This is a genomic window from Paraburkholderia sp. Ac-20347, assembly GCF_017104805.1.
Taxonomy (GTDB): domain Bacteria; phylum Pseudomonadota; class Gammaproteobacteria; order Burkholderiales; family Burkholderiaceae; genus Paraburkholderia; species Paraburkholderia tropica.
The window spans coordinates 1-21,395 of the sequence record NZ_JAAGPN010000046.1; the positions used below are offsets into that span (position 1 = coordinate 1).

A 21,395-nucleotide genomic window follows, 5' to 3' on the forward strand; every position below is an offset into this window, starting at 1 on the left:
CATGCCTTCGGCGCGCGCGAGGCTGGACACGGTGGCGGCGCCGTCGCGTTCGAGCCGCAGCAGCACGGCGATCTGCGACGGCGTGAAATCACCCGCGCTGCCCTGCTCGCGCATGCGCCGCCGCAGCTTGCCGACCAGCGCGCGCAGATCGCCGGCCAGCGCGCCGGCCAGTTCGGAAACCGGTTCGTCATGTGAGGAAGTCATGCACGCATTCTAGAAGATATGAAGCCAAACTACAAAGTTAAACTTCATATCTCGTCGATGCCCGACGACCTCCGGTTTGTGTGTAAGAAAATCGTAAAGTGAACGTGCAGCTTCGGCGCCCAAACGAAAAATGGCTTTCCTCACCCACGGAAAGCCACTTTTCCGGCGAATGCCGAAGCACTCACATCACGTATCGGATTTCAGTTTTCCGCCGACCGCCCACGCGTCCTTTTCGATTTCGTTAAAGACGATTTCGACGACCTCGGGCGGACACGCCAAGGTTTCCACGAACACACGCGTAATGCCGCTTGCGAGTTCGCGCTTTTGTTCGAGCGTCTTGCCCGGATGCATTTCAATTCGAAGGATAGGCATAATGACTCCGTTTTTTACCGCGTTCCATCGACGCGGACGCAGTCATTATCGGGAAGCGCGAGGCATGGATAAACGGGCTACGGGTTGGGATACTCCAAACCACGCAGTTTGGAATGCGGCATTGAATACGGCAGCAAGTGCGATATCAATTGCACGATCAAACGGGGATGCGCATGGCGGATAAATTAGCGGGAATGCAAATGTTCGTCCGCGTCGTCGAATCCGGAAGTTTTGCCGCGGCGGCCGCACTGAGCAACGTCACCGCGACGATGGCCGCGAGACACGTGCGCGAAATCGAGGAACGGCTCGGCGCGCGATTGCTGCATCGGACCACGCGTCAACACAAGCTCACGGAAATCGGCACGCTCTATTACGAGCGATGCAAACGCGCGCTGCACGAATTCGAACAGGCCGAAGCCAGCGCCGCCGAATTGCGCAGCAACCCGCGCGGCCGACTGAAGATCGTCGCGCCAGTCAGCTTCGGCAGCGAAAAACTCGCGCCGGTGCTCGCCGATTATCTCGAACAGCATCCCGAAGTCAGCGTCGATCTCACGCTCGACAATGCACCGGTCGATCTGATGCGCGAGGGCTATCACCTCGCGATTCATATCGGCGAACTCGACAGCGCGGATCTCGTCGCGCATCCGCTGCACGCGTATCGACGCGTGCTCGCCGCCGCGCCCTCCTATCTCGAACGCCACGGCCAGCCGGAATCGCCCGCGCAATTGCGCGATCACGCCTGTCTCGGCCTGGCGTACTGGAAAAAGAAGGAGTTTTTCTGGGCGCTCGTCGGGCCGGATCAGCAGATCTGCCATGTGCCCGTGGAAGGACGCTTCACCGCCAACGACGGCCGCGCATTGCGCGCCGCGGCCCTGCGCGGCACGGGCATCGTGCTTCAACCGGACCTGCTGCTGGAAGCCGATCTGGCCGAAGGCCGTCTCGTGCCGGTGCTGCCCGAATGGAGCCACGTGCATACGCCGATGCATCTCGTTCATTCGCGCGAATTGCGGCCTACGGCCATGCTACGGAGTGCGATCGATTTTCTCGTCAAGCGTTTAGCGGCGTAATGGCCACATGCACGCGCAGCGTTCACGATTACGCTTCGTGAACGCTATGCGGTGCAGCGAATGGCTTAGCGCTGCGGAACGCCGTCGCGCCATTCGCCCCAATGCTTGACGATATCCTGCACCAGCGGATTGCCGGTGAGATACAGATTATCGATAGCGATCGTAAAGCCGCCCTGTGCCGCGTAATTCAGCAGATTATCGGCGCTCGTCTGACCCGCATAGGGCCGATCGAAATCCGAACCGGCGCGCAGCACCGCCACGCGATTGAGATCGACACGATGCGTCGCCGCCGCGCGTTTGAGCGCTTCGTAGGTGGCGTTGTCTTCCTGCTGTGTCGTGCAATAAGTGCCCTTGCCGTCGGTGAGAATCTTTGTCCACTGCCGCGCGCGCTCGCCGATGTCGGTGCCCGACCACCAGGTATCGCCCGCGAGCGTATCGCACTGGATCACGGCCGGCGGACGATTCGCCGGCGCATAACTGTATTTCGCGCGCGCCGCCTGCGCCTGCGCGTTATCGCTGAGCGTGACGTTGCGCGACAGCGCGAAGGCCGCATTCGTGAGCGCCGGATTGAGCTGAAACACTTCGGTGCGGTAATCGAGCGGCGGCTTCTGCGTGGGGTCGGTCGTGTTGATGCCGAGATAACCGGTATTCCAGCCCGCCGGAATTTCACGTCCGTCGATTTCCCACTGAATGCCGAAATCGACGAGCCAGTTCGCCCACGCGGCGGAACCCACCGTGCCCTGCTGCGGATCGATGCCCGCGATGCCCGCCACCATGAAATACGTGTGACGCAAATCGAAACGCGGCGAGAACGTCAGCGCCATGATCGACGCGGCGGCATTCGTGTGACCCATGCCCGTCGTCATCACGCAGACATCCTGGCGATTGCAATGCACCGCCGGATAATCAGGCGACAGACCCGCCACTGTGATGTCCTGCCACGGACCGAGATGATCGAGCCACACCTGGCCTTCGGGGCCGAACATGGAGATGATCATCACCTTGACCGGACGGCCGTGCGAACCGCCGTCGTCCTGCGCGAAATTCTCGTCGGCCTGCGCGATGGCCGGTGCAGCGAGTGCGCCCGCCACGAGCCACGATGAAAGCACTGCATAAAAAGCACGATTAAGCATAGGAGGCCCCACCTGTCAGGTAAGAACTGCGGTTGCGAAACGTGAATCGCGTGCCGTTTTTGTCGATTTATGGCTTGTTTTACTGGCGTGCAGCGTGGGACCTGAAGTGAAATCCGAGAAAGCCATTCAGGCGACGCCCAGTATAAGCCGATAAATAATTCTGTTGGCAAGGGGTCAGGAATTTGAAGGTGAAGCGTGTAAGTGTCCGCAATCGTTGCGCATAGCCTCGACTCGACCTCGATGCGTAAATCGCCGACAATCGAACAATCAAAGTGGGCCGTCTCATCACGGCGGATTCGTTTAAAGCCCACGCTCCCATTTCCGCGAGCCCTCATGCAAATCGAATCGCCGCCCGACTCCGCTTATCCCGGCATTTCGCTACGGCAACTCGAACGCGCCGACATCGAGGCCTGGTACGCGTATCTGTCGCTACCGCATGTGGTCGAGCACACGAGCTGGAATCTGCACTCGCCAGCCGACCTTCTGCCGATGTTCGACGCTTTCGAATCGACCGCGACGCAATCGGTGCGACGCCTCGCGATGGTCAGCGACGACGACGCAAAACTGATCGGCACGATCGGCTTCCACACGATTTCCGACGTGAATCACACCGCCGAAATCGCCTATGACCTGGCTCCGACACATTGGGGCAAAGGCATCGCGAGCGCGGTCTGCGAGGCGGTCACGACCTGGTCGTTCGACGCGTACGGCTTTGTCCGCGTCCAGGGCACGGTGTTGAGCAGCAATGCGCGCTCGGCGCGCGTGCTGCAACGCGCCCGGTTCCGCCAGGAAGGCCTGCTGCGCAGCTATCGCATGGTTCGCGGCACGCCGGGCGACTTCATGCTCTACGCGCGGCTCGCCACCGACTAGCCCGCATTATTCCGGCCACGCCAACAATGGCGCGGACCAGCCACGATTCGCGCACCAATCGGCCCGACGCAACGGCGCACGCGCCCGCGCGTTCGCCGCCCGCCATGCTCCGGCGCCGATTCTGGTAATGTCACGCACATGCAAACGATCCTCTCCCTCGAGAATCTCTCGAAAGTCTATGCAACGGGATTCCGCGCGCTCTCGAACATCAATCTGGATATCGATCGCGGCGAAATCTTCGCGCTGCTCGGGCCTAACGGCGCGGGCAAAACGACGCTCATCAGCATCGTCTGTGGCATCGTCAATCCGAGCGAAGGCCGCGTGCGCGTCGCCGGTCACGATATCGTCACGGACTATCGCGCCGCGCGTTCGCTGATCGGCCTCGTGCCGCAAGAACTCACGACCGACGCCTTCGAAACCGTCTGGGCCACCGTGTCATTCAGCCGCGGGCTGTTCGGCAAGCCGCCCAATCCCGCTTACGTCGAGCGCGTGCTGCGCGATCTTTCGCTCTGGGAAAAACGCAACAACAAGATCCTCACGCTGTCGGGCGGCATGAAACGCCGCGTGCTGATCGCGAAGGCGCTGGCGCACGAGCCGCAGATCCTGTTTCTCGACGAACCGACCGCCGGCGTGGACGTCGAACTGCGCCGCGACATGTGGGAACTCGTACGCGGCCTCAAGGCCAACGGCGTGACGATCATCCTCACGACGCACTACATCGAAGAAGCCGAGGAAATGGCCGACCGCATTGGCGTGATCAATGCGGGCGAAATCATGCTGGTCGAGCGTAAGGACGTGCTCATGCGCAAGCTCGGCCGCAAGCAGTTGACGCTGCAACTCGATACGCCGCTCGCCGCCATTCCGCCCGCGCTCGCCGCGTGGCGTCTGGAACTGGGCAACGACGGCGCCGAGCTCACCTACACCTACGACGCCGAAAACGAGCGTAACGACATCATCGCGCTGCTCAAGAGCCTGGGCGATGCCGGCATCGGCTTTACCGATCTGAAAACAAGCCAGAGTTCACTGGAAGATATCTTCGTGAGTCTCGTCGGCAAGGACGCGGCGGCTGCCGCGCGCAGCACGGCCGCTACGTCTGCCACGTCCGCTACGTCTGCCGAAAGCGGCCAGGACCAGGAGACCTCACGATGAACCTCTACGCCATCCGCGCGATCTACCGTTTCGAAATGGCGCGCACGCGACGCACGCTGATGCAAAGCATCGTCGCGCCGGTCATTTCGACGTCGCTCTATTTCATTGTGTTCGGTTCCGCGATCGGCTCGCGCATCAAGGAAGTCAATGGCGTGAGCTATGGCGCGTTCATCGTGCCGGGCCTCATCATGCTTTCGCTGCTGTCGCAAAGCATTTCGAATGCGTCGTTCGGCATTTACTTTCCGCGCTTTACCGGCACGATTTACGAATTGCTCTCGGCGCCCGTATCGTATTTCGAAATCGTCATCGCTTATGTGGGCGCGGCGGCGACCAAATCGATTCTGCTCGGGCTGATCATTCTCGCCACTGCCGCGTTGTTCGTGCCGCTGCAGATCCAGCATCCGTTCTGGATGATGCTGTTTTTGCTGCTCACGGCGGTCACGTTCAGTCTGCTCGGTTTTATCATCGGCATCTGGGCGGACAATTTCGAAAAGCTGCAGATCGTACCGCTGCTGATCATCACGCCGTTGACGTTTCTCGGCGGCAGTTTCTATTCGGTCGATATGCTGCCGCAGGCGTGGCGCGTCATCACGCTGTTCAATCCGATCGTCTATCTGATTAGCGGCTTTCGCTGGAGTTTTTACGGACTCGCCGATGTGGCGGTCGGCGTCAGTCTCGGCATGACCGCCGCCTTTCTCGCGCTGTTCCTCGCGATTACCGCGTGGATCTTCAAGACCGGTTATCGCCTGAAAAACTAGGCGTCGCCCGCAAAGTCGCGAAGTCAAAAACGCCAGCCGCTCGCGCGTGCTGGCGTTTTTTTATGCCTGCGTTCTGAACGTCTCGACCGCATCGCACAACTTGCGCGCTTCGTCGCGCAGACAAGCGGCGGCGGCCGCGGCCTGTTCGACCAGCGCGGCATTCTGCTGCGTGCCCTGATCCATTTGCGTGACGGCCTGATTGATCTGATCGATGCCGCGGCTTTGTTCGTGCGAAGCCGACGCGATCTCGCCAATCAGCGTCGCCACGCGTTCGATCGACGCATGCGCGCGCTGCATTGCGTCGCCCGCAACCGCCACCGATGCGTTGCCTTGCTGCACATTCGACGCGGACAATTCGATCACGCCGCGCACATCCTTCGCCGCCGCCGACGAACGCTGCGCGAGCGAACGCACCTCGGACGCGACGACAGCAAATCCGCGTCCCTGTTCACCCGCGCGCGCCGCCTCGACCGCCGCGTTGAGCGCGAGAATATTGGTTTGAAACGCGATGGCTTCGATCATGCCGATGATTTCGCCAATCCGCAGTCCGCTATCGTCGATACGCGACATGGCGTCGACCACGCTCGACACCGCCGCGCTGCATTCGCGCGCGATCTGCTGCGCCTGCGAAGCGAATTCGCTGGCCGTTTCGGCGTTGCCCGAGTTCTGGCGCACGGCCGAAGTCAGTTCGTCCATGCTCGCGGCCGTCTGTTCGAGCGCGGCGGCCTGCGCTTCGGTGCGCGCGGAAAGATCGGCGTTGCCGGTGGCGATTTCGTTGGTGGCCCCGGCAATCGAACCCGCCGACAGCTTCACGGCGTCGATGGCGAGACGCAGGCGTTGCTGCATCGCGTGAACGGACGCCATCAGGCTATGCGCCTGATCGGGCCGCACATCGAGCCGCATCGTGAGGTCGCCTTGCGCAATGCGTTCGCACACACCCGCGACGAATTGCGGATCGCCGCCGAGCTGGCCATTCACGCGGCGAATGATCAGACCAAACACCAGCGTGACCGCGAGGCCCACGGCACAAACAATGGCCACGCCATACGCGAGATGCAGATAAAACTCGCGGTCGATATCGTCGACATACGCGCCGGTATAGACGTGCCAATCCCACGCTTCGACATATTGGCCATAGGCGATTTTGGGCTGCGTACGCGTTTCGCCCGGCTTCGGAAAACGATAGGTCGTCGTGTGCGTGCCGTCACGATCGTGCTGAATGATTTCAGCGGTGAAATGCTTGCCCGTTTCGTCGACGAGATCGTTGATCTTGTTTTCGAATTCCGGCTTGACCGGATTCAGCAATTGCAGCATCGACGAATCCACCACGAGCAAATAACCGCTCGTGCCGTAACGGATAAAACGCAATTGCGCGAGCGCGCGGCTTTGCGCCTCGGCGACGGGCATCTTGCCCTCGCGCGCCGCCTTTTCATAACCCTGAACGATGCTGACTGCCGATTGCACCTGCTCGCGCAGCGAGGCCACGCGGTCGTCCATCATCAGATTTCGGGTCGCGATCGAATTGATGACGGAAAGCGTGAGCAGACTGAACCACACCACGGCAACGGTGCTCCATAACGTCGCCTTGAAGCTGAGATTGCGCATGTTCCTCGATGTCTCCCATTATTTATCGTGTGGAGCCATTCAGATTTCGACTCCATGCCGGGGATATCGACCGATGCATTCAGCACTGAAGGGAACGCGGCTCGCGTCGCGCCCGCCATCACGGCGACTCCGCAACACGTCACGCCGCGAATGCCTTGATGGGCCGAAGCGCCAGCCTGCCCGCGCCGTCACCGCCCGATAAACAACTCGCAACGCAACACGCGCCAATCAGATGGGCCGCTTCTCCGCCGCCTCTCCACCACTTTTCGCTGCCGTTATCGACATAAGTTTTCACTTATTAAAGTTGACGGTCGATGTATATCGATCTTTCGTATCGCAAACTGCATACTTTTCTCCACGGAAGGACGCAGCCGTCCACGTGTCCAGCACAACCCGCCATTCTGGAGAAACGAACATGAGCGAACCGACTCTCACCGCCGCCAACGTCACCGACCTGCGCTCGGCCATCGAACTGCTCAAGCAGCACGAAGGCGAATACGTCGAAACGAACGAACCTGTCGACCCCGAAGCCGAACTGTCCGGCGTCTATCGCTACGTCGGCGCGGGCGGCACGACCGCGCGTCCGACCAAACGCGGCGGCCCCGCGATGGTGTTCAACAACGTCAAGGGCTTTCCGGCGTTTCGCGTCGCCATCGGCATGCTGGGTTCGCGCAAGCGGGTTGCGCGACTGCTCGGCGCGGAACCGGAAAAACTCGGCTTTCTGCTGAAGGATTCCGTGCAGCATCCGATCGAACCTGTGCTCGCCGAACCGGGCCGTGCGTTCTGCCAGGAAATCGTGCATCGCGCCGACGAACCCGGTTTTGATCTGCGCACGCTGCTCCCCGCGCCGACCAACACGCCCGAAGACGCCGGTCCCTATCTGACGATGGGCCTGTGCTACGCGGCCGATCCGGAAACCGGCGAGCACGACGTGACGATTCACCGTCTGTGCGTGCAGAGCAAGGACGAGCTGACGATGTGGCTCACGCCGGGCCGCCATATCGACGCCTTCCGCATGAAGGCCGAAGCCGCGGGCAAGCCGCTGCCGATTTCGGTGAGCATCGGCGTCGATCCGGCGATTTACGTGGCCGCATGTTTCGAGCCGCCGACCACGCCGCTCGGCTACGACGAACTGAAGATTGCCGGCGCGCTGCGCGGCCGTCCGGTCGAACTCTCGCAGTGTCTGACGATCAATGCGCGCGCCATTGCGCACGCCGAGATCGTTATCGAAGGCGAACTGCTGCCGAACGTGCGCCAGCGTGAAGACCAGAACACCGACACCGGCAAGGCCATGCCCGAATTCCCCGGCTACACCGGTGAAGCGAAGGACGAGCTGCCGGTCATCAAGGTCAAGGCCGTCACGCACCGCCTCAACCCGATTCTGCAGACCACGATGGGCCCCGGCGAAGAGCACGTAAACATGGCGGGCATTCCGACCGAGGCGAGCATTCTGCAGATGGTCGAGCGCGCGATGCCGGGCAAGCTGCTCAACGTCTACGCGCACAATTCGGGCGGCGGCAAGCTGCTCGCGGTGATGCAATTCAAGAAGTCGGCGGCGGTCGACGAGGGCCGCCAGCGCCAGGCCGCGATTCTCGCGTTCGCGGCGTTCCCCGAACTGAAGCACGTGATGCTCGTCGATGAAGACGTCGATATCTTCGACACCGACGACGTGCTGTGGGCCATGCAGACGCGCTTTCAGGGTGATGTCGACACCATCAACATTCCCGGCGTGCGTTGCCATCCGCTCGATCCGTCGCAGACGCCCGCGTTCAGCCCGAGCATTCCGGAAGTGGGCACGAGCTGCAAGACGATCTTCGACTGCACGGTGCCGTTCAAGCTCAAGCACGAGTTCGAGCGCTCGAAGTTCCTCGAAGTCGATGTGAACCGCTTCCTGCCGGGCTTCAACGGCAACTGAAACGCGCGCCGAAACGCACGCTGAACCCCTCCTGTCGTATCCTGACCGGGCATCGTCCGGTCAGGAGCGGCTGTCCTTCGATCAATCGATCGCATCGAACCGCGGCCGCGCACGTGCAGCCGCCCTCATCGTGACCGGCGCACGACTGAACAAGGTCGATCTCATGCAGACTCCCTCACCCTCAGGCATCGCCGCCCTGCTACGCCAGCCGTTCGTCGCGCTGCGCGCGTTGCTTTCCCTGCTCGCTTCGCCTGCCGCGAAGCGGCGCTTCCCGTTCGCCGTGCGCGCCGGACTGTGCTGCGGCATCCCCGTGATGGCCGGCTGGTTCGCCGGCGACATTCATGCCGGGCTGCTCGCCACCATCGGTTCCTTCACCGCGCTGTACGGCAGCGATCGTCCTTATCGAAACCGGGCCGTGCATCTGGCCGCGATCGCCTTCGCGCTCGCGGCGGTGGTCTCGCTCGGCATCTGCGTCGCGCCGCATGCCGTGCTGGCCGTCGTGGTGGTCGCGCTGATCGCGGCGCTCGCCACGTTCGCGTGCAATTCGCTGCACGTCGGGCCGCCCGGCGCGTACATGTTCGCCCTGGCCTGCGCGAGCGGCACCGGCATGGCCGCCAGCGGCGCGGATCCGATCCGCAGCGGGCTGTACGTGCTGTGCGGCGGCATCGTCTCGTGGCTCGCGCACATGGCCGGTGCGCTGCTTGATCGGCGCGGGCCGGAACGCGCGGCTATCGCCACCGCGGCCGAAGCCGTGGCCGCGTTCGCCGAAAGCCAGGATGCCGCGAAACGCGTCGTGGCCCGCCACCGCGCCGCGCGCGCACTCGACGACGCGTGGACCACGCTCGTCACCTGGCAATCGTTCTCTTCCTCGCAGCCTCCATCGGGCACGCCAGGCGACCCCGTGCTCGACGCATTGCGCCGTCAAGGCCGCCGCCTGCACCGGATCTTCTCCGAGCTGCTGACAGAAACCGGCGCTCAGGACGCCCGTCGCGCCGAATGCCTGCAGCTTGCGCGCGAGGCGCGCCATCTCGGCGAGGAGGCGAGCGACGCGCCGCTGCCCGACGCGCCCTCGGCCGCAGCCCGATTTCCGCTCAGCCGCCGCACGGCGTTCGCGTCGCTGCGCGAGAGCGTCGTGCCCTGGTCCAATCCGCTGCTGCTCGCGGCGCGCGTGGGCGTGGCCACGTTGATCGCGGGCGGGATCGGCGTGGCGCTCGGGCTGGATCGCGCGTACTGGGGCATGGCGGCCGTCGTCGTCGTGCTCAATCAGGCCTATGGCTGGCCGGGCACGTTCCGGCGCGCCTGTTATCGCGTGCTCGGCACGCTCGCCGGTCTGATCCTCGCGTGGGCCGTGCTCGCGGCCCATCCGCAAGGTCTCTGGATCGCGGCGGCCGTGGGTCTGCTGCAATTCGCCATCGAGATCTGGGTCGTGCTGCAGTACGCCGTCGCCGCGATCTTCATCACCTCGAATGCGCTGACGATCGCGGCCGGCGGCCAGGGCTTTCCGGCCATCACGCATCTGTTCAGCGCGCGGGCGCTCGATACGGCCATCGGCTGCGCCGTTGCGCTCGCAGTGTTCCACTTCACGGTGCGCCGCTCCGCGCATCGGCAGTTGCGCAGCGAAATGGCCCGCACGCTCGCCGCCGCGCAGCGCGTGCTGCGCTGTCTGTCGCACGGCGCGGTCACCGCGCCTGAAGCGCTCAAAGCGCGACGCGATCTGCAACATCAGACCATTACGCTGCAACAGGTCTTCGAAGCCGATGCGCCCGCGCTGAAGCGCAACGCCCCGCTCTCGCGCACGCTCGGCAGCGCGGCGGCGGCCACGCAGCGGCTCGCTTACCGGCTGCTGAACGCCTGCTGGGAGCAGGAAGCGGCGGGCGAACGCGACGCGCAATCCGTCGCCGACGCGGCCACGCTGTTCGAGGATTACGTGCTCGCGCAGGAGTGGCTCGAAGTGCTCCGGCTCCATCTCGACGGCGATGCGTCGCCGCGCTGGCCGCAACGCCACGCCGTGTTCCTGCACGACGAAATCGACGCGCTGACTCGCACGCTTCGCGAACCACAATGATCGCCCGCGCGGCACGGCCTGGCATGGCACTGACGCCGATGCCGTGCCGCCGCCGCGCACTTCAGAGCGATCCGGCACGCCTCATACATACGTTTTAACTTATTAAATTCGCGCGTTCGAGTGTATCGATCTTCTGCTTGAGAACTCGCATACTTCACTTATCGACGGAAGCCGTCCAGCCGCCACGCAGCGAGACCGGCTCCGCTCATCAACACGCACACTGGAGAGTCACATCATGCAAAAGCCACGAGTCGTAGTCGGAATCAGCGGCGCCACCGGATTCATGTATGGCGTCAAGGTGCTGGAGCTGCTGCGCGAACTGGGCGCGGAATCGCACCTCGTCATGTCGAAGGCCGCCGGTCTCACGCGCGAACACGAAACCACGCTCTCGCGCCAGGACGTGATCGACATGGCCGACGTGTTCTATCCGACCGGCGCGGTCGGCGCGGCGATTTCGAGCGGCTCGTTCCGCACGGCCGGCATGATCGTCGCGCCCTGCTCGATGAACACGCTCGCCTGCATCGCGAACGGCGTGACCGAAAACCTCGTCACGCGCGCCGCCGACGTCACGCTCAAGGAGCGCCGCCGTCTCGTGCTGATGGTGCGCGAAACGCCGCTGCATCTGGGCCAGATCCGCAACATGGCGGCGGTGACGGAATACGGCGCGATCGTGTTTCCGCCCGTGCCCGCGCTCTATGCCGGCCCGCAGACGGTGGACGCGATCATCACGCACAGCGCCGCGCGCGCAGTTGGCCTGCTCGGCTTCGAATCGAAGGCGCAGCCGCGCTGGGGCGAAACCGTCGCGGCGCTCGAAGCCGAACAGGAACTCGCGTGGTAAGCCACACCGCGCCAACGCCGACCTCGCCTGATTTGCCCTCGATCCCGCCGGAGCCCGCACGCATGAACGCTTTGCCGTCCGCCATCGTCGATGTCCTGCGCGCGCATCACGTGCTGTCGCTGTCCGTGTGCAGCCAGGACGTGCCGTGGGCCGCCAACGCCTTTTTCGCCTTCGACGAAGACACCGCGAGCTTCGCCCTGCTCGGCCATCTGGACACGCAGCATGCGCGCATGCTGCTCGCAAATTGCCATGTCGCGGGCACGGTCGCCGGCCAGCCTGCGGCGGTGAACGAGATCGTCGGCGTGCAGTTCTACGGCCTCGCGCGCGTGGTCGAGGATGAAGCCGAGCGTCGCGCGGGTCTCGCGCTCTATCACGCGCGTTTTCCGTTTGCGCAGGGCATGGCGGCGCCGCTCTGGCGCATTCATCTGCTGCGGCTCAAGCTCACCGACAACCGCACGACGTTCGGCAGCAAGACGACGTGGGAACGCCATGCAGGCGACGCCGGCGCAGCCTTCAACTCATCAGCCCAACCCTCAGACCAGCACTCAGGCTGACGCGCCCGAAATGCGCCGCGCCAGCGAGCGCGCGCTTTCGAGCAGCGCCTCGGCGATGGCGTCGCGCTCGGCCGCGAAACGTCCCGTCGGCAGCGTGACGGTGATCGAGTACGGCTTGCCGCCCATTTCGAGCGCGATGGCGAGCGCGGAAATGCCCTCGAACGGCACGTCCTCTTCGATCGCGTAGCCGTCGCGGCGCGCCTGCGCCAGTTCCTCATCCAGCACGGCGCGATCGACGGCGTTCGGCGCGGCGGCGATCTGCGCCTCGCGCGGGCCGTCCGCGAGGATCGCGAGCATCGCCTTGCCCGGCGCGCTCGTGAACATGTCGACTTCGAGCACCTTGGGCAGCACCACGCGCAGCGGCCGCGGCGAACTGAACGCTTCGAGCACCAGCACGCGGCCGTTGGCGAGCGTGGTCAGCACGACCGATTCGTCGAGTTCGGCGAGCAGGCGGTTCATCTCGCTGCGGAACGCCTCGACCGGATCAGCGTCGAGCCCGCGCGCCAGCACGCTCATCGTTGGGCCGAGGCAGAAGCCGCCGCCCGCCGGCGCGGGCGCCACCATGCCCTCGTCCTCCAGCGCGCCGACGATGCGCTGCACCGTCGAGCGCGGCAACTCCACCCGCGTGGCGATCGCGCCGAGGCTCAGGCCGTTGTGTCCCTGCTCGGCCAGCACGCGCAGCACGCCCACGGCGCGCCGGATCACCTGAATGCCCGAGCGCGCGTCGTCGCCGCGCTCCTCCTGGGCCGCTCCTGTCACTTCGTTTTTCTTGACCATGTTCTCACTGAGGTGTCATCGCACCGAATAACCATATTGTGATACATTGCACCGCATTGCGGTTATTCGCATTATCGACGCAAGGCGTGGCAGCGCCAAAGCGTGTTGTTAGAAGGAAATGATTTTGGACAAAAAACCCTTGATTGGGCTCGGCGGCGTCATCGTGGCAGCAATGTCCGCCGAATTCAACGATCAGGTGGGCTCGGCGGCGATGATCGACGTGCGCGGCGCGCTCGGCATCGGCCACGATCCGGGCATCTGGATCGAGAGCCTCTATCTTTCGGGCATGGTGATCGGCATGGCGCTGTCGCCGTGCTGGTCGGCGGCGGTCACGCTCAAGCGCATGGTGCTGTTCGCGATCGCGCTGAACTGCGTGGCGACCGCGCTGCTGCCGCTCGCGCCCAACGAAGCCTGCTTCTACGCGCTGCGCGCCGTCGAAGGCTTCGCGCACGGCCTCACGATCCCTTTGCTGATGACGACGGCGCTCAAGTACCTCACGCCGAACATCCGCCTCTGGGGGCTCGCGTGCTACGCGCTCACCGCGACCTTCTTCCCGAACCTGAGCGCCGCCGTGTCCGCCCTGTGGACCGACGTGGTCGGCTGGCAGTTCGTGTTCTTCGAAGCGATCCCGCTCTGCACGATCGCTGCGCTGTGCGTCTGGTACGGCATGCCGCAGGATCCGCCGCATTACGAACGCCTGCGCCAGTACGACTGGCCCGGCACGCTGCTCGTGATCGTCGGACTCGGCGCGCTGACGACGATGCTCCAGCACGGCAGCCGCCTCGACTGGTTCCAGTCGAAGTTCATTTGCACGCTGGCGCTCATCAGCGCGATTGCGCTGCCGCTGCTGGTCGTCAACGAATGCCGCCAGACCATTCCGCTGTTCCGCCCGCAACTGCTCAAGCGCCGCAACTTCGCCTATGGCGTGTTCACGCTGTTCTGCTTCGTGATCGTGGCGATGTCGAGTTCGACGGTGCCGTCCGAGTATCTCGCCGATGTGCAGGGCTTCCGGCCCATGCAGATCTGGACCGTGATGGCCGAAGTGGCCGCGCTGCAACTGATCTTTCTGCCGCTCGTCGTCCATCTGCTCGATATCGAATGGATCGACGCGCGCTGGATCAACGGCCTCGGCCTGCTGTGCCTGATTACTGCGTGCATCGGTTCGAGCCAGCTCGATTCGACGTGGAGCCGCGAGCAGTTCTATCTGTGGCAGGCGGTTTCCGGTTTCGGCCAGGCCTGCGTGGTGCTCTCGCTGCTGATGATGGCGACCAACGCGCTGGTGCCGCAGGAAGGCCCGTTCGCCTCGTCGCTCGTGAACATGCCGCGCGGATTGAGCGAAGTGATCGGCGCATGCCTGCTCACGCTGATGGCGCGTTTTCGCGGCCAGTTGCACGCCACGCGTCTGCTTGAAAGCGCGGGCACGCATCGCTTTTCGACCCTGCAGGCGAACGGCGGACTCGATCCGCAACATCTGCCGCCGCTGCTCGCCGATGGCGCGCAACGCGGCGCGGACAGCCTCGCGGGCTTCGCGCACGCCATCGACGTGCAGCGCGCCGTGATGGTCGTCAGCGACGACTATCTGCTGCTCGCGGGCGTCGCCACGCTCATTTTCGTCGTGCTGCTGGTGCTGCCCGAACGCACGCATCCGCCGCGCATCGCACTCCTGAAGAAATAACGACGCGTCGATCCAACGCGTCTAACGCTACCGATTTGCCCATGAACGATATGACCCAACCCGCCGCCGCAGCGGCCAAGCCGTCCGCGCCTCAAACGCTGCAAAAAGACATGCACAAGGAAATCCCGCCGAAAAAGAGCCGCGTGCCGCTTGTTATCGGCATCGCCATCGTGGTGCTGTTTGCCGGTGTCGCCGGCTGGAAGATCTACGCGCCGAGCGCCAACGTCTGGACCGACGACGCGCGCATCACCGCGCACTACACGACGATCGCGCCGCGCGTCGCCGGACAGATCGCGAGCGTGAACGTGCAGGACAACCAGACCGTGCACGCGGGCCAGTTGCTCGCGACGCTCGACGATCGCGACTACCGAACCGCCGTCGAGCGCGCGCAATCGCAGCTCGATCGCGACCGCGCGCAGGTCGACGATGCGTCGGCATCGGTCGCGCGTCAGCCCGACGTGATCGCGCAGAACAGCGCGCAGGTCCAGCAGATCGAGGCGCGCCTCGCGCTCGCGCAATCGAACGCCACGCGTTATCGCAACCTCGCCGCGTTCGGCTCGGGCTCGAAGCAGGACACCGAAGCCGCCGACGCCACCTTGCGCGAACAGAGCGCGCAACTGGCGCAGGCGCGCGCGGCCGTGAGCGCGGCGCAGCATCAACTCGATCTGCTCAAGGCGCAGCACGAAGCGGCCATCGCCACCGTGCACGCCGACGAAGCCGCGCTCGCGCAGGCGCAACTGAATCTGAGCTACACGCGCATCGTCGCGCCGATGGACGGCGTGGTGGGCGAGCGCGCCGTCGAGCCCGGCAATTACGTGAGCCCCGGCGCGGCGCTGATGGCGCTCGTGCCCGCGAAGGGCATGTACGTGGAGGCGCAGTATCGCGAGGTCGCGCTCAAGCATATGCAGCCGGGCCAGCACGTGCGTGTGCATGTGGATGCCTACGATATCGACCTGAACGGCGTGGTCGACAGCGTGCCGCCTTCGACGGGCGCCGTGTTCTCGCCAATCGCGCCGGACAACGCCACCGGCAACTTCACGAAGATCGTGCAGCGTCTGCCGGTGAAGATCGTGTTTGCGCCGGACCAGCCGAAGGCGGATCTGCTGCGCCTGGGCATGTCGGTCGAAACCACCGTGCTGACCGATAACGCCGATGTCGTGGGCAAGCTGCGCGATACCTATCATGCAAGCGATGCCAGCAACATCGGCAACGCCAGCGCCGCGAACACCGCACATGCCGCCAGCGACGCGGACGGAGCCGGAGCATGAGCATGGCCTTCGACAAGCTCAAACCTCGCGCGCGGCCGCTTGCGCTCAAGACCGGCGTGATCGGCGCCATTGCCCTGCTGGGCGCGCTCGTCGGCGGCTGCACGGTCGGCCCGCGCTTCGAGCCGCCCAAACCGGACACGCCGCCGCCTTCGGTCTGGCACGTCACGCCCGGCGACGGCACGAGCGACGTGACCACTGGCGCCATCGACGAAACCTGGTGGACGCGCTTCCAGGACCCCGAACTCGACAGCCTCGTGCAGCGCCTCGTCAAGCAGAACCTCGACCTCGCGAGCGCGAGCGAACGCGTGATCGAGGCGCAGGCGGCGCGGCGCGTGACGGCGTCGGCGGGCATGCCGAGCGTGGGCGCGTCGGTGTCGCAGGCGCACGATCGCATCAGCTCGACGGGCACCTCGACGCTCGTCACGCATCCGCCCGGCGCGCCGCTCGAATATGACGACTGGGGCGCGGGCCTCTCCGCGTCGTGGGAACTCGACCTGTTCGGCCGCGTGCGGCGCGCCGTGGAAGCCGCCGACGCGGGCACCGTCGCCGCTGAAGAAGCGCGCCGGGGCGTGGCGCTCGACGCGCTCGCCGAACTCGCCGCCGACTACATGACGCTGCGCGGCGCGCAACAACGCGAAGCCATCGCGCGCCGCAATCTCGACAGCGCCACGCACGCGCTCGAACTGGTCGAAAACCAGTACGAAAACGGCATCGGCAATACGCTCGACGTGGCGCGCGCGAAGGCCACGCGCGACGCGATCGCCGCGCGCGTGCCGGATCTGCAAACCACGGAACAGCAGAGCATCAACGCGATCGGCCTGTTGCTCGCGCAACCGCCGCGCGCGCTGCAGAACGAACTCGCGCCCGTCGCCGCACTGCCGCTGCTGCCGCCGCAGGTGCCGGCGGGCTTGCCTTCGGCGCTGCTGCGTCGCCGTCCGGACATTCGCGAAGCCGAGGCGCGTCTGCATCAGGCGACCGCGGAAACGGGCGTGGCCGTGGCGTCGTTTTATCCCGACGTGAGTCTCACCGGCAGCGTCGGCACCGAAGGGCTGCAATTCGGCAATCTGTTCAGCCTCGCGAGCCGCGCGTTCTCGATCGGGCCGAGCGTCGATATTCCGATCTTCGAAGGCGGACGTCTGCGCGGCACGCTGAAGCTGCGCCGGGCGCAACAACGCGAGGCCGCAATCGCGTATCAGAAGACCGTGCTGCAAGCGTGGCGCGACGTCGATAACGCGATGACCGCGTATGGCAACACGCAACGCCGCCGCAACGAACTCGCGCAGGCCGTCGATCAGGAACGCACCGCGCTCACGGCCGCCACGCAGCGTTATCAGCAAGGCAGTTCGAGCTATCTGCAGGTGGATACCGCGCAGGACGCGCTGCTCGGCGGCGAAGATGCGCTCGCACAGGCCGACATGGCGCTGCGCGAACAGCTCGTGGCGCTGTACAAGGCGCTGGGCGGCGGGTGGTCGGCGGCGGGCTGATTTCCATTGACGCTTCAAGCGCCCCAAGCGTTTTAACCGACACGAAAGACTTCACACACCCAGGTGTGATAGCCGAGGCGCCAGCCTCGTTTTCAGCCCCGGCGACCGGAATTCGCCGGGGCTTTTTTTATCGCTATGTTTTTATTCGATTCAGCTTACACGTAATGAATTGAAAGCATTATTTTCAAAAATAGCTGAATAATCTTTCAATGTCGGGACACATTCCCGAATTCACACGCGTGTCCGACAATATCAGGCTGCTATCGATACGCGCGATGTATTCGCGCCCGTCGCACGCTCTCTTTCTCTCTCTTCGTCACGTCGATCAACAAGAATGAAAGTGCTTCGTCAATTCATGCCGCTGGCGATAGCAGCGGCACTCGCCTTCTCCGCCAGCCATTGCGCATTGGCTCAGGACAACGCCGCAGCATCCGGCGCGGCCGAGACGCAGGACGGTCCCGTCTACGGCCCCGAACTTCAAGGCTTCGACTATCCGTATCCGGTCAAGACCTTCACGTTCACGTCGCAACGGCAGACGCTCAACATGGCGTATATGGACGTGCCGCCCGACGCCGCCAAAGCGAATGGCCGCACCGCCGTCCTGCTGCACGGCAAGAACTATTGCTCGGCCACCTGGGCGCCTACCATCAAGGTGCTCAGCGAAGCGGGCTATCGCGTGATTGCCATCGACCAGATTGGTTTCTGTAAATCGAGCAAGCCCGACAACTATCAATTCACCTTCCAGCAACTCGCGCTCAATACGCACGCGCTGCTGGCATCGCTGGGCGTCGAGCATCCGATCATGATTGGCCATTCGACGGGCGGCATGCTCGCGATCCGCTATGCGCTCACGTGGCCCGAGCAAACGCAGCAACTCGTGCTCGTCGATCCGATCGGTCTCGAAGACTGGCGCGCGAAAGGCGTGCCGCCGGTTTCCGTCGATCAATGGTACGAACGCGAATTGCATACGTCGGCCGCGCGGATTCGCAACTACGAGAAAAACACCTATTTCGCGGGGCAATGGAAAGACGCCTACGAGCCTTCGGTGCAGATGCTTGCCGGCATGTATCGCGGCCCGCAGCGCGCGAGCGTGGCGTGGAATTCGGCGCTGCTTTACGACATGATTCTCACGCAGCCGGTTTATTACGAACTCTCGCATATCCAGCCGCCCACGCTGCTGATGATCGGCGATAAGGACACCACGGCCATCGGCAAGGAATACGCGCCGGCTGCCATCCGGCCGACGCTCGGCAATTACCCCGCGCTCGCGCATCATGCGGCCAGCGTGATTCCGCACGTTCAGCTCGTGGAGTTTCCCGACGCCGGACACGCCCCGCAAATGCAGGTGCCCGACCGCTTCCACGCCGCCCTGTTGCGCGGCCTCGCCGAAGCGAACGCCGCAAACTGATATCGATGAAATGCAGGCGCGGCGCATTGCCGTGCCTGCCTGAAATACGCTTGATTAACGCAATGAAATTCACTGTACTTGCCGCGGCTTCCCTCGCCGCTGTCGCTCTGTTCTCGAATGCCGCTTGCGCGGCGCAGTCCGAAACGCTCGCCGCCGCTCCGGTTTATGCGGTCGTTCACGTCGATATCGAACCGCCGAAAGTGCCCGACGCTCTACCCGCGCTGCGCGCCTTCGAAGCGCAAGCCAAACAGGACCCGGCTGTCGCGAGCATCGAAATCCTTCAGCAAACCGGCGCGGAAAATCATTTCACGCTTGTGGAAGTGCTGAAATCGCAAACGGCTTATGATGCGTTCGTTTCGCGTCCTTATGTGCGCACGCTGCGCGAGACGCTGCAACCGATACTCGGCGGTCCGTTCGACGAGCGTCTGCATCATGTCATGCCGTAAATGATGCCTTGCCCACTGAGATAAACCGATGAACGCATTCAAAGCCGCTGGCGCGTCGCTGATCGCCGGTCTTTTCTGCTTCGCCAGCGTGAGCGCCGTCGCGGCAACGGACGACGCAAACGTCAACGCCGACGCCTGCACGAACGCGGCCCGCAGCCTCGCGCCGGACGGCACCTTGCGCGCCTCGATCAACATCGGCAATCCGGTGCTGGCCGCGCTCGATGCGAACACGCATGAGCCGGTCGGCGTCTCCGTCGACCTGGCGGGCGAACTCGCGCGGCGTCTGGGCGCGCGCGTGCAACTCGTCACGGCGACTAGCGCGGCCGCGTCGCTCGACAATGTCGTGAGCGGACGCGCCAACGTGGGCTTCTTCGCCATCGATCCCAAACGCGGCGAAGACATTCGTTTCACCGCGCCTTATGTGCTGATCGAAGGCGCGTACGCGGTGCGCGACGGCTCGCCGATCGCGCGCAGCGCCGACGTCGACCAGCCCGGCGTGAGCATCGCGGTCAGCCGCGGCAGCGCCTACGATCTCTATCTTTCGCGCGCGCTGCGTCACGCGACGCTCGTGCGCATCTCGCCGTCGTCGGCCGTGTTCGATGCGTTTCAGAAGCAGCACATCGACGTGCTCGCCGGCGTAAAGCCGCAACTCGCTCAGGAAGCCGCGTCCGGCAGCGGACTGCATCTGCTCGACGGACGCTTCATGGTGATCCGCCAGGCGATGGGCGTGCGCAAGAACGAAGGCGACGACGCTGCAAACTGCGTCGCGCAATTCGCGGGCGAGATGGCGAAATCGGGTTTCGTGGCCGAGGCGCTCGCGCGTCATCATGTGGATGGCGCGAGCGTCGCGCAGCCGGGCGACTGACGCGCCTCGAAACGACGCAGCGCGACCGGCACGAAGCCGTCGCGCTGCATCTTTAACGTCGCGTGCTCAGTGCCCGAAGACGTCGGCGTCGAGCATGTCCGACTCGTCGCGCTTGAGTGCGCTCACCGCCGTCATCTCCTCGTCGCTCAGACGGAAATCGAAGATGTCGAGATTCTGCGCCTGACGTTCCGGGTCCGCCGATTTCGGCACCGGCACGAAGCCGCGCTGCGTATGCCAGCGCAGCACGATCTGCGCGGGCGTACGACCGTAACGCCGCGCGATCGACACGATCGCATCTTCCGCCAGCAAGTCGCCGCCGCGCCCGATCGGGCTCCAGGTTTCCGTCACGATACCGCGCTCCGCGTGAATCGCCACGATATCGTCGCGCGCGTGCCAGGGATCGAGCTGGATCTGGTTCACGTGCGGCACGAAGCCCGCGTCGAACAGGCGCTGCAGATGCTCGGGCTTGAAGTTCGAGGTGCCGATCGCGCGCACCTTGCCCGCCTCCAGCAGCCGCACGAGCCCTTCGAACGCCTCCACGTAGCGGTTCTGATCCGGATTGGGCCAATGCACGAGCAGCAGGTCGAGATAGTCGAGACCCATGCGCTTGAGGCTCGCCTCGCAGGCCTCGCGCACGCCGTTCACGCTATGCCACTGGCGATTGAACTTGCTGGTGACGAAGATCGACTCGCGCGCGATGCCCGACGCGCGAATGCCTTCGCCCACGCCCGCTTCGTTGGCGTAGTTTTCCGCCGTATCGATCAGCCGATAGCCGATCTGCAGGGCGCCCGCCACGGCTTTCGCCGCGCCGGCGTCGTCGAGCGGCCAGGTGCCGAGACCGGTTTGCGGCATCTCCACGCCGTTGGCCAGTTTGATGAGAGGCGCCGGATTGACTGTCATGAAAAGTTCCTTGAAACGTCCTTGGTAAAATGCGTGCAGCCG

The 21,395-nt window shown here is 64.2% G+C and carries 19 protein-coding genes and 1 pseudogene; 14 read left to right on the forward strand and 6 right to left on the reverse strand.

Annotation, left to right across the window (positions count from 1 at the left end; genetic code table 11):
* A pseudogene (locus G3N97_RS11755) lies at positions 1 to 204 on the reverse strand (MarR family transcriptional regulator); the annotation flags it as partial.
* Positions 205 to 390: 186 nt separating this feature from the next.
* A complete protein-coding gene (locus G3N97_RS11760; RefSeq protein WP_065064125.1) occupies positions 391 to 576 on the reverse strand; it encodes a 4-oxalocrotonate tautomerase in 186 nt (61 codons plus the stop codon).
* A gap of 200 nt (positions 577 to 776) precedes the next feature.
* On the opposite strand from G3N97_RS11760, the gene G3N97_RS11765 reads away from it, so the two are divergent.
* Positions 777 to 1,643, forward strand: a complete 867-nt coding sequence (locus G3N97_RS11765) for a LysR family transcriptional regulator (RefSeq protein WP_241030533.1) — start codon at positions 777 to 779, stop codon at positions 1,641 to 1,643.
* A 65-nt stretch (positions 1,644 to 1,708) separates the two neighbouring features.
* Here G3N97_RS11765 and G3N97_RS11770 read toward each other — a convergent pair whose 3' ends face one another.
* The gene (locus G3N97_RS11770) at positions 1,709 to 2,776 is read right to left on the reverse strand and encodes a purine nucleoside permease (RefSeq protein WP_205993364.1); all 1,068 of its coding nucleotides are present in this window, start codon (positions 2,774 to 2,776) and stop codon (positions 1,709 to 1,711) included.
* Positions 2,777 to 3,109: 333 nt separating this feature from the next.
* Between G3N97_RS11770 and G3N97_RS11775 the strand changes: the two genes are divergently transcribed.
* The 3 genes from G3N97_RS11775 to G3N97_RS11785 all read left to right on the forward strand — a co-directional run bounded on the left by G3N97_RS11775 (position 3,110) and on the right by G3N97_RS11785 (position 5,553).
* Positions 3,110 to 3,646: a GNAT family protein gene (locus tag G3N97_RS11775; RefSeq protein WP_205993365.1), complete on the forward strand. Its 537-nt coding sequence runs from the start codon at positions 3,110 to 3,112 to the stop codon at positions 3,644 to 3,646.
* 138 nt (positions 3,647 to 3,784) lie between these two features.
* Positions 3,785 to 4,795, forward strand: a complete 1,011-nt coding sequence (locus G3N97_RS11780; RefSeq protein WP_205993366.1) for an ABC transporter ATP-binding protein — start codon at positions 3,785 to 3,787, stop codon at positions 4,793 to 4,795.
* Entirely contained in the window at positions 4,792 to 5,553 is a 762-nt protein-coding gene (locus tag G3N97_RS11785; RefSeq protein ID WP_065064119.1) for an ABC transporter permease, read from the forward strand. The genes G3N97_RS11780 and G3N97_RS11785 overlap by 4 nt, the downstream gene beginning before the upstream one ends.
* Before the next feature lie 60 nt (positions 5,554 to 5,613).
* Here G3N97_RS11785 and G3N97_RS11790 read toward each other — a convergent pair whose 3' ends face one another.
* Positions 5,614 to 7,158 carry a methyl-accepting chemotaxis protein gene (locus tag G3N97_RS11790; protein WP_205993367.1) on the reverse strand — a complete coding sequence of 515 codons (1,545 nt, stop codon included), beginning with the start codon at positions 7,156 to 7,158 and terminating at the stop codon, positions 5,614 to 5,616.
* A 415-nt stretch (positions 7,159 to 7,573) separates the two neighbouring features.
* Between G3N97_RS11790 and G3N97_RS11795 the strand changes: the two genes are divergently transcribed.
* The 4 genes from G3N97_RS11795 (at position 7,574) to G3N97_RS11810 (ending at position 12,530) form a co-directional block, all read left to right on the forward strand.
* Positions 7,574 to 9,073: a UbiD family decarboxylase gene (locus tag G3N97_RS11795; protein ID WP_205993368.1), complete on the forward strand. Its 1,500-nt coding sequence runs from the start codon at positions 7,574 to 7,576 to the stop codon at positions 9,071 to 9,073.
* Positions 9,074 to 9,236: 163 nt separating this feature from the next.
* Positions 9,237 to 11,138, forward strand: a complete 1,902-nt coding sequence (locus tag G3N97_RS11800) for an FUSC family protein (RefSeq protein WP_205993369.1) — start codon at positions 9,237 to 9,239, stop codon at positions 11,136 to 11,138.
* A 235-nt stretch (positions 11,139 to 11,373) separates the two neighbouring features.
* Positions 11,374 to 11,976 (forward strand): UbiX family flavin prenyltransferase, encoded by a 603-nt coding sequence (locus G3N97_RS11805; protein ID WP_205993370.1) that lies wholly within the window; start codon positions 11,374 to 11,376, stop codon positions 11,974 to 11,976.
* Positions 11,977 to 12,038: 62 nt separating this feature from the next.
* On the forward strand, positions 12,039 to 12,530 hold the full coding sequence (locus G3N97_RS11810) for a pyridoxamine 5'-phosphate oxidase family protein (RefSeq protein WP_205993371.1): 492 nt from the start codon (positions 12,039 to 12,041) through the stop codon (positions 12,528 to 12,530).
* Here G3N97_RS11810 and G3N97_RS11815 read toward each other — a convergent pair.
* Positions 12,522 to 13,307 (reverse strand): helix-turn-helix domain-containing protein, encoded by a 786-nt coding sequence (locus G3N97_RS11815; protein ID WP_205993372.1) that lies wholly within the window; start codon positions 13,305 to 13,307, stop codon positions 12,522 to 12,524. The genes G3N97_RS11810 and G3N97_RS11815 overlap by 9 nt on opposite strands.
* A 172-nt stretch (positions 13,308 to 13,479) precedes the next feature.
* On the opposite strand from G3N97_RS11815, the gene G3N97_RS11820 reads away from it, so the two are divergent.
* From G3N97_RS11820 to G3N97_RS11845, 6 genes are all read left to right on the forward strand, one after another.
* Complete coding sequence (locus tag G3N97_RS11820; protein ID WP_205993373.1) at positions 13,480 to 14,982, forward strand: MFS transporter; 1,503 nt, start codon at positions 13,480 to 13,482, stop codon at positions 14,980 to 14,982.
* Between the two features lie 41 nt (positions 14,983 to 15,023).
* On the forward strand, positions 15,024 to 16,250 hold the full coding sequence (locus G3N97_RS11825; RefSeq protein ID WP_205993374.1) for an HlyD family secretion protein: 1,227 nt from the start codon (positions 15,024 to 15,026) through the stop codon (positions 16,248 to 16,250).
* The gene (locus G3N97_RS11830) at positions 16,247 to 17,734 is read left to right on the forward strand and encodes an efflux transporter outer membrane subunit (RefSeq protein ID WP_205993375.1); all 1,488 of its coding nucleotides are present in this window, start codon (positions 16,247 to 16,249) and stop codon (positions 17,732 to 17,734) included. The genes G3N97_RS11825 and G3N97_RS11830 overlap by 4 nt, the downstream gene beginning before the upstream one ends.
* Before the next feature lie 334 nt (positions 17,735 to 18,068).
* Positions 18,069 to 19,142: an alpha/beta hydrolase gene (locus G3N97_RS11835; RefSeq protein WP_205993376.1), complete on the forward strand. Its 1,074-nt coding sequence runs from the start codon at positions 18,069 to 18,071 to the stop codon at positions 19,140 to 19,142.
* Between the two features lie 62 nt (positions 19,143 to 19,204).
* Positions 19,205 to 19,588, forward strand: coding sequence for an antibiotic biosynthesis monooxygenase (locus G3N97_RS11840; protein ID WP_205993377.1), 384 nt, complete (start codon positions 19,205 to 19,207; stop codon positions 19,586 to 19,588).
* Positions 19,589 to 19,616: 28 nt separating this feature from the next.
* A complete protein-coding gene (locus G3N97_RS11845; protein WP_205993378.1) occupies positions 19,617 to 20,453 on the forward strand; it encodes a transporter substrate-binding domain-containing protein in 837 nt (278 codons plus the stop codon).
* A 66-nt stretch (positions 20,454 to 20,519) separates the two neighbouring features.
* On the opposite strand, the gene G3N97_RS11850 is transcribed toward G3N97_RS11845, so the two are convergent.
* The gene (locus G3N97_RS11850) at positions 20,520 to 21,353 is read right to left on the reverse strand and encodes an aldo/keto reductase (RefSeq protein WP_205993379.1); all 834 of its coding nucleotides are present in this window, start codon (positions 21,351 to 21,353) and stop codon (positions 20,520 to 20,522) included.
* Between the last annotated feature and the right edge of the window lie 42 nt (positions 21,354 to 21,395).

Excerpts from the sequence above, each read along its gene's own strand:
- G3N97_RS11760 (WP_065064125.1), bottom strand. The coding sequence starts at position 576 with ATGCCTATCCTTCGAATTGAAATGCATCCGGGCAAGACGCTCGAACAA.
- G3N97_RS11765 (WP_241030533.1), top strand. The coding sequence starts at position 777 with ATGTTCGTCCGCGTCGTCGAATCCGGAAGTTTTGCCGCGGCGGCCGCA.
- G3N97_RS11770 (WP_205993364.1), bottom strand. The coding sequence starts at position 2,776 with ATGCTTAATCGTGCTTTTTATGCAGTGCTTTCATCGTGGCTCGTGGCG.
- G3N97_RS11775 (WP_205993365.1), top strand. The coding sequence starts at position 3,110 with ATGCAAATCGAATCGCCGCCCGACTCCGCTTATCCCGGCATTTCGCTA.
- G3N97_RS11780 (WP_205993366.1), top strand. The coding sequence starts at position 3,785 with ATGCAAACGATCCTCTCCCTCGAGAATCTCTCGAAAGTCTATGCAACG.
- G3N97_RS11785 (WP_065064119.1), top strand. The coding sequence starts at position 4,792 with ATGAACCTCTACGCCATCCGCGCGATCTACCGTTTCGAAATGGCGCGC.
- G3N97_RS11790 (WP_205993367.1), bottom strand. The coding sequence starts at position 7,158 with ATGCGCAATCTCAGCTTCAAGGCGACGTTATGGAGCACCGTTGCCGTG.
- G3N97_RS11795 (WP_205993368.1), top strand. The coding sequence starts at position 7,574 with ATGAGCGAACCGACTCTCACCGCCGCCAACGTCACCGACCTGCGCTCG.
- G3N97_RS11800 (WP_205993369.1), top strand. The coding sequence starts at position 9,237 with ATGCAGACTCCCTCACCCTCAGGCATCGCCGCCCTGCTACGCCAGCCG.
- G3N97_RS11805 (WP_205993370.1), top strand. The coding sequence starts at position 11,374 with ATGCAAAAGCCACGAGTCGTAGTCGGAATCAGCGGCGCCACCGGATTC.
- G3N97_RS11810 (WP_205993371.1), top strand. The coding sequence starts at position 12,039 with ATGAACGCTTTGCCGTCCGCCATCGTCGATGTCCTGCGCGCGCATCAC.
- G3N97_RS11815 (WP_205993372.1), bottom strand. The coding sequence starts at position 13,307 with ATGGTCAAGAAAAACGAAGTGACAGGAGCGGCCCAGGAGGAGCGCGGC.
- G3N97_RS11820 (WP_205993373.1), top strand. The coding sequence starts at position 13,480 with ATGTCCGCCGAATTCAACGATCAGGTGGGCTCGGCGGCGATGATCGAC.
- G3N97_RS11825 (WP_205993374.1), top strand. The coding sequence starts at position 15,024 with ATGAACGATATGACCCAACCCGCCGCCGCAGCGGCCAAGCCGTCCGCG.
- G3N97_RS11830 (WP_205993375.1), top strand. The coding sequence starts at position 16,247 with ATGAGCATGGCCTTCGACAAGCTCAAACCTCGCGCGCGGCCGCTTGCG.
- G3N97_RS11835 (WP_205993376.1), top strand. The coding sequence starts at position 18,069 with ATGAAAGTGCTTCGTCAATTCATGCCGCTGGCGATAGCAGCGGCACTC.
- G3N97_RS11840 (WP_205993377.1), top strand. The coding sequence starts at position 19,205 with ATGAAATTCACTGTACTTGCCGCGGCTTCCCTCGCCGCTGTCGCTCTG.
- G3N97_RS11845 (WP_205993378.1), top strand. The coding sequence starts at position 19,617 with ATGAACGCATTCAAAGCCGCTGGCGCGTCGCTGATCGCCGGTCTTTTC.
- G3N97_RS11850 (WP_205993379.1), bottom strand. The coding sequence starts at position 21,353 with ATGACAGTCAATCCGGCGCCTCTCATCAAACTGGCCAACGGCGTGGAG.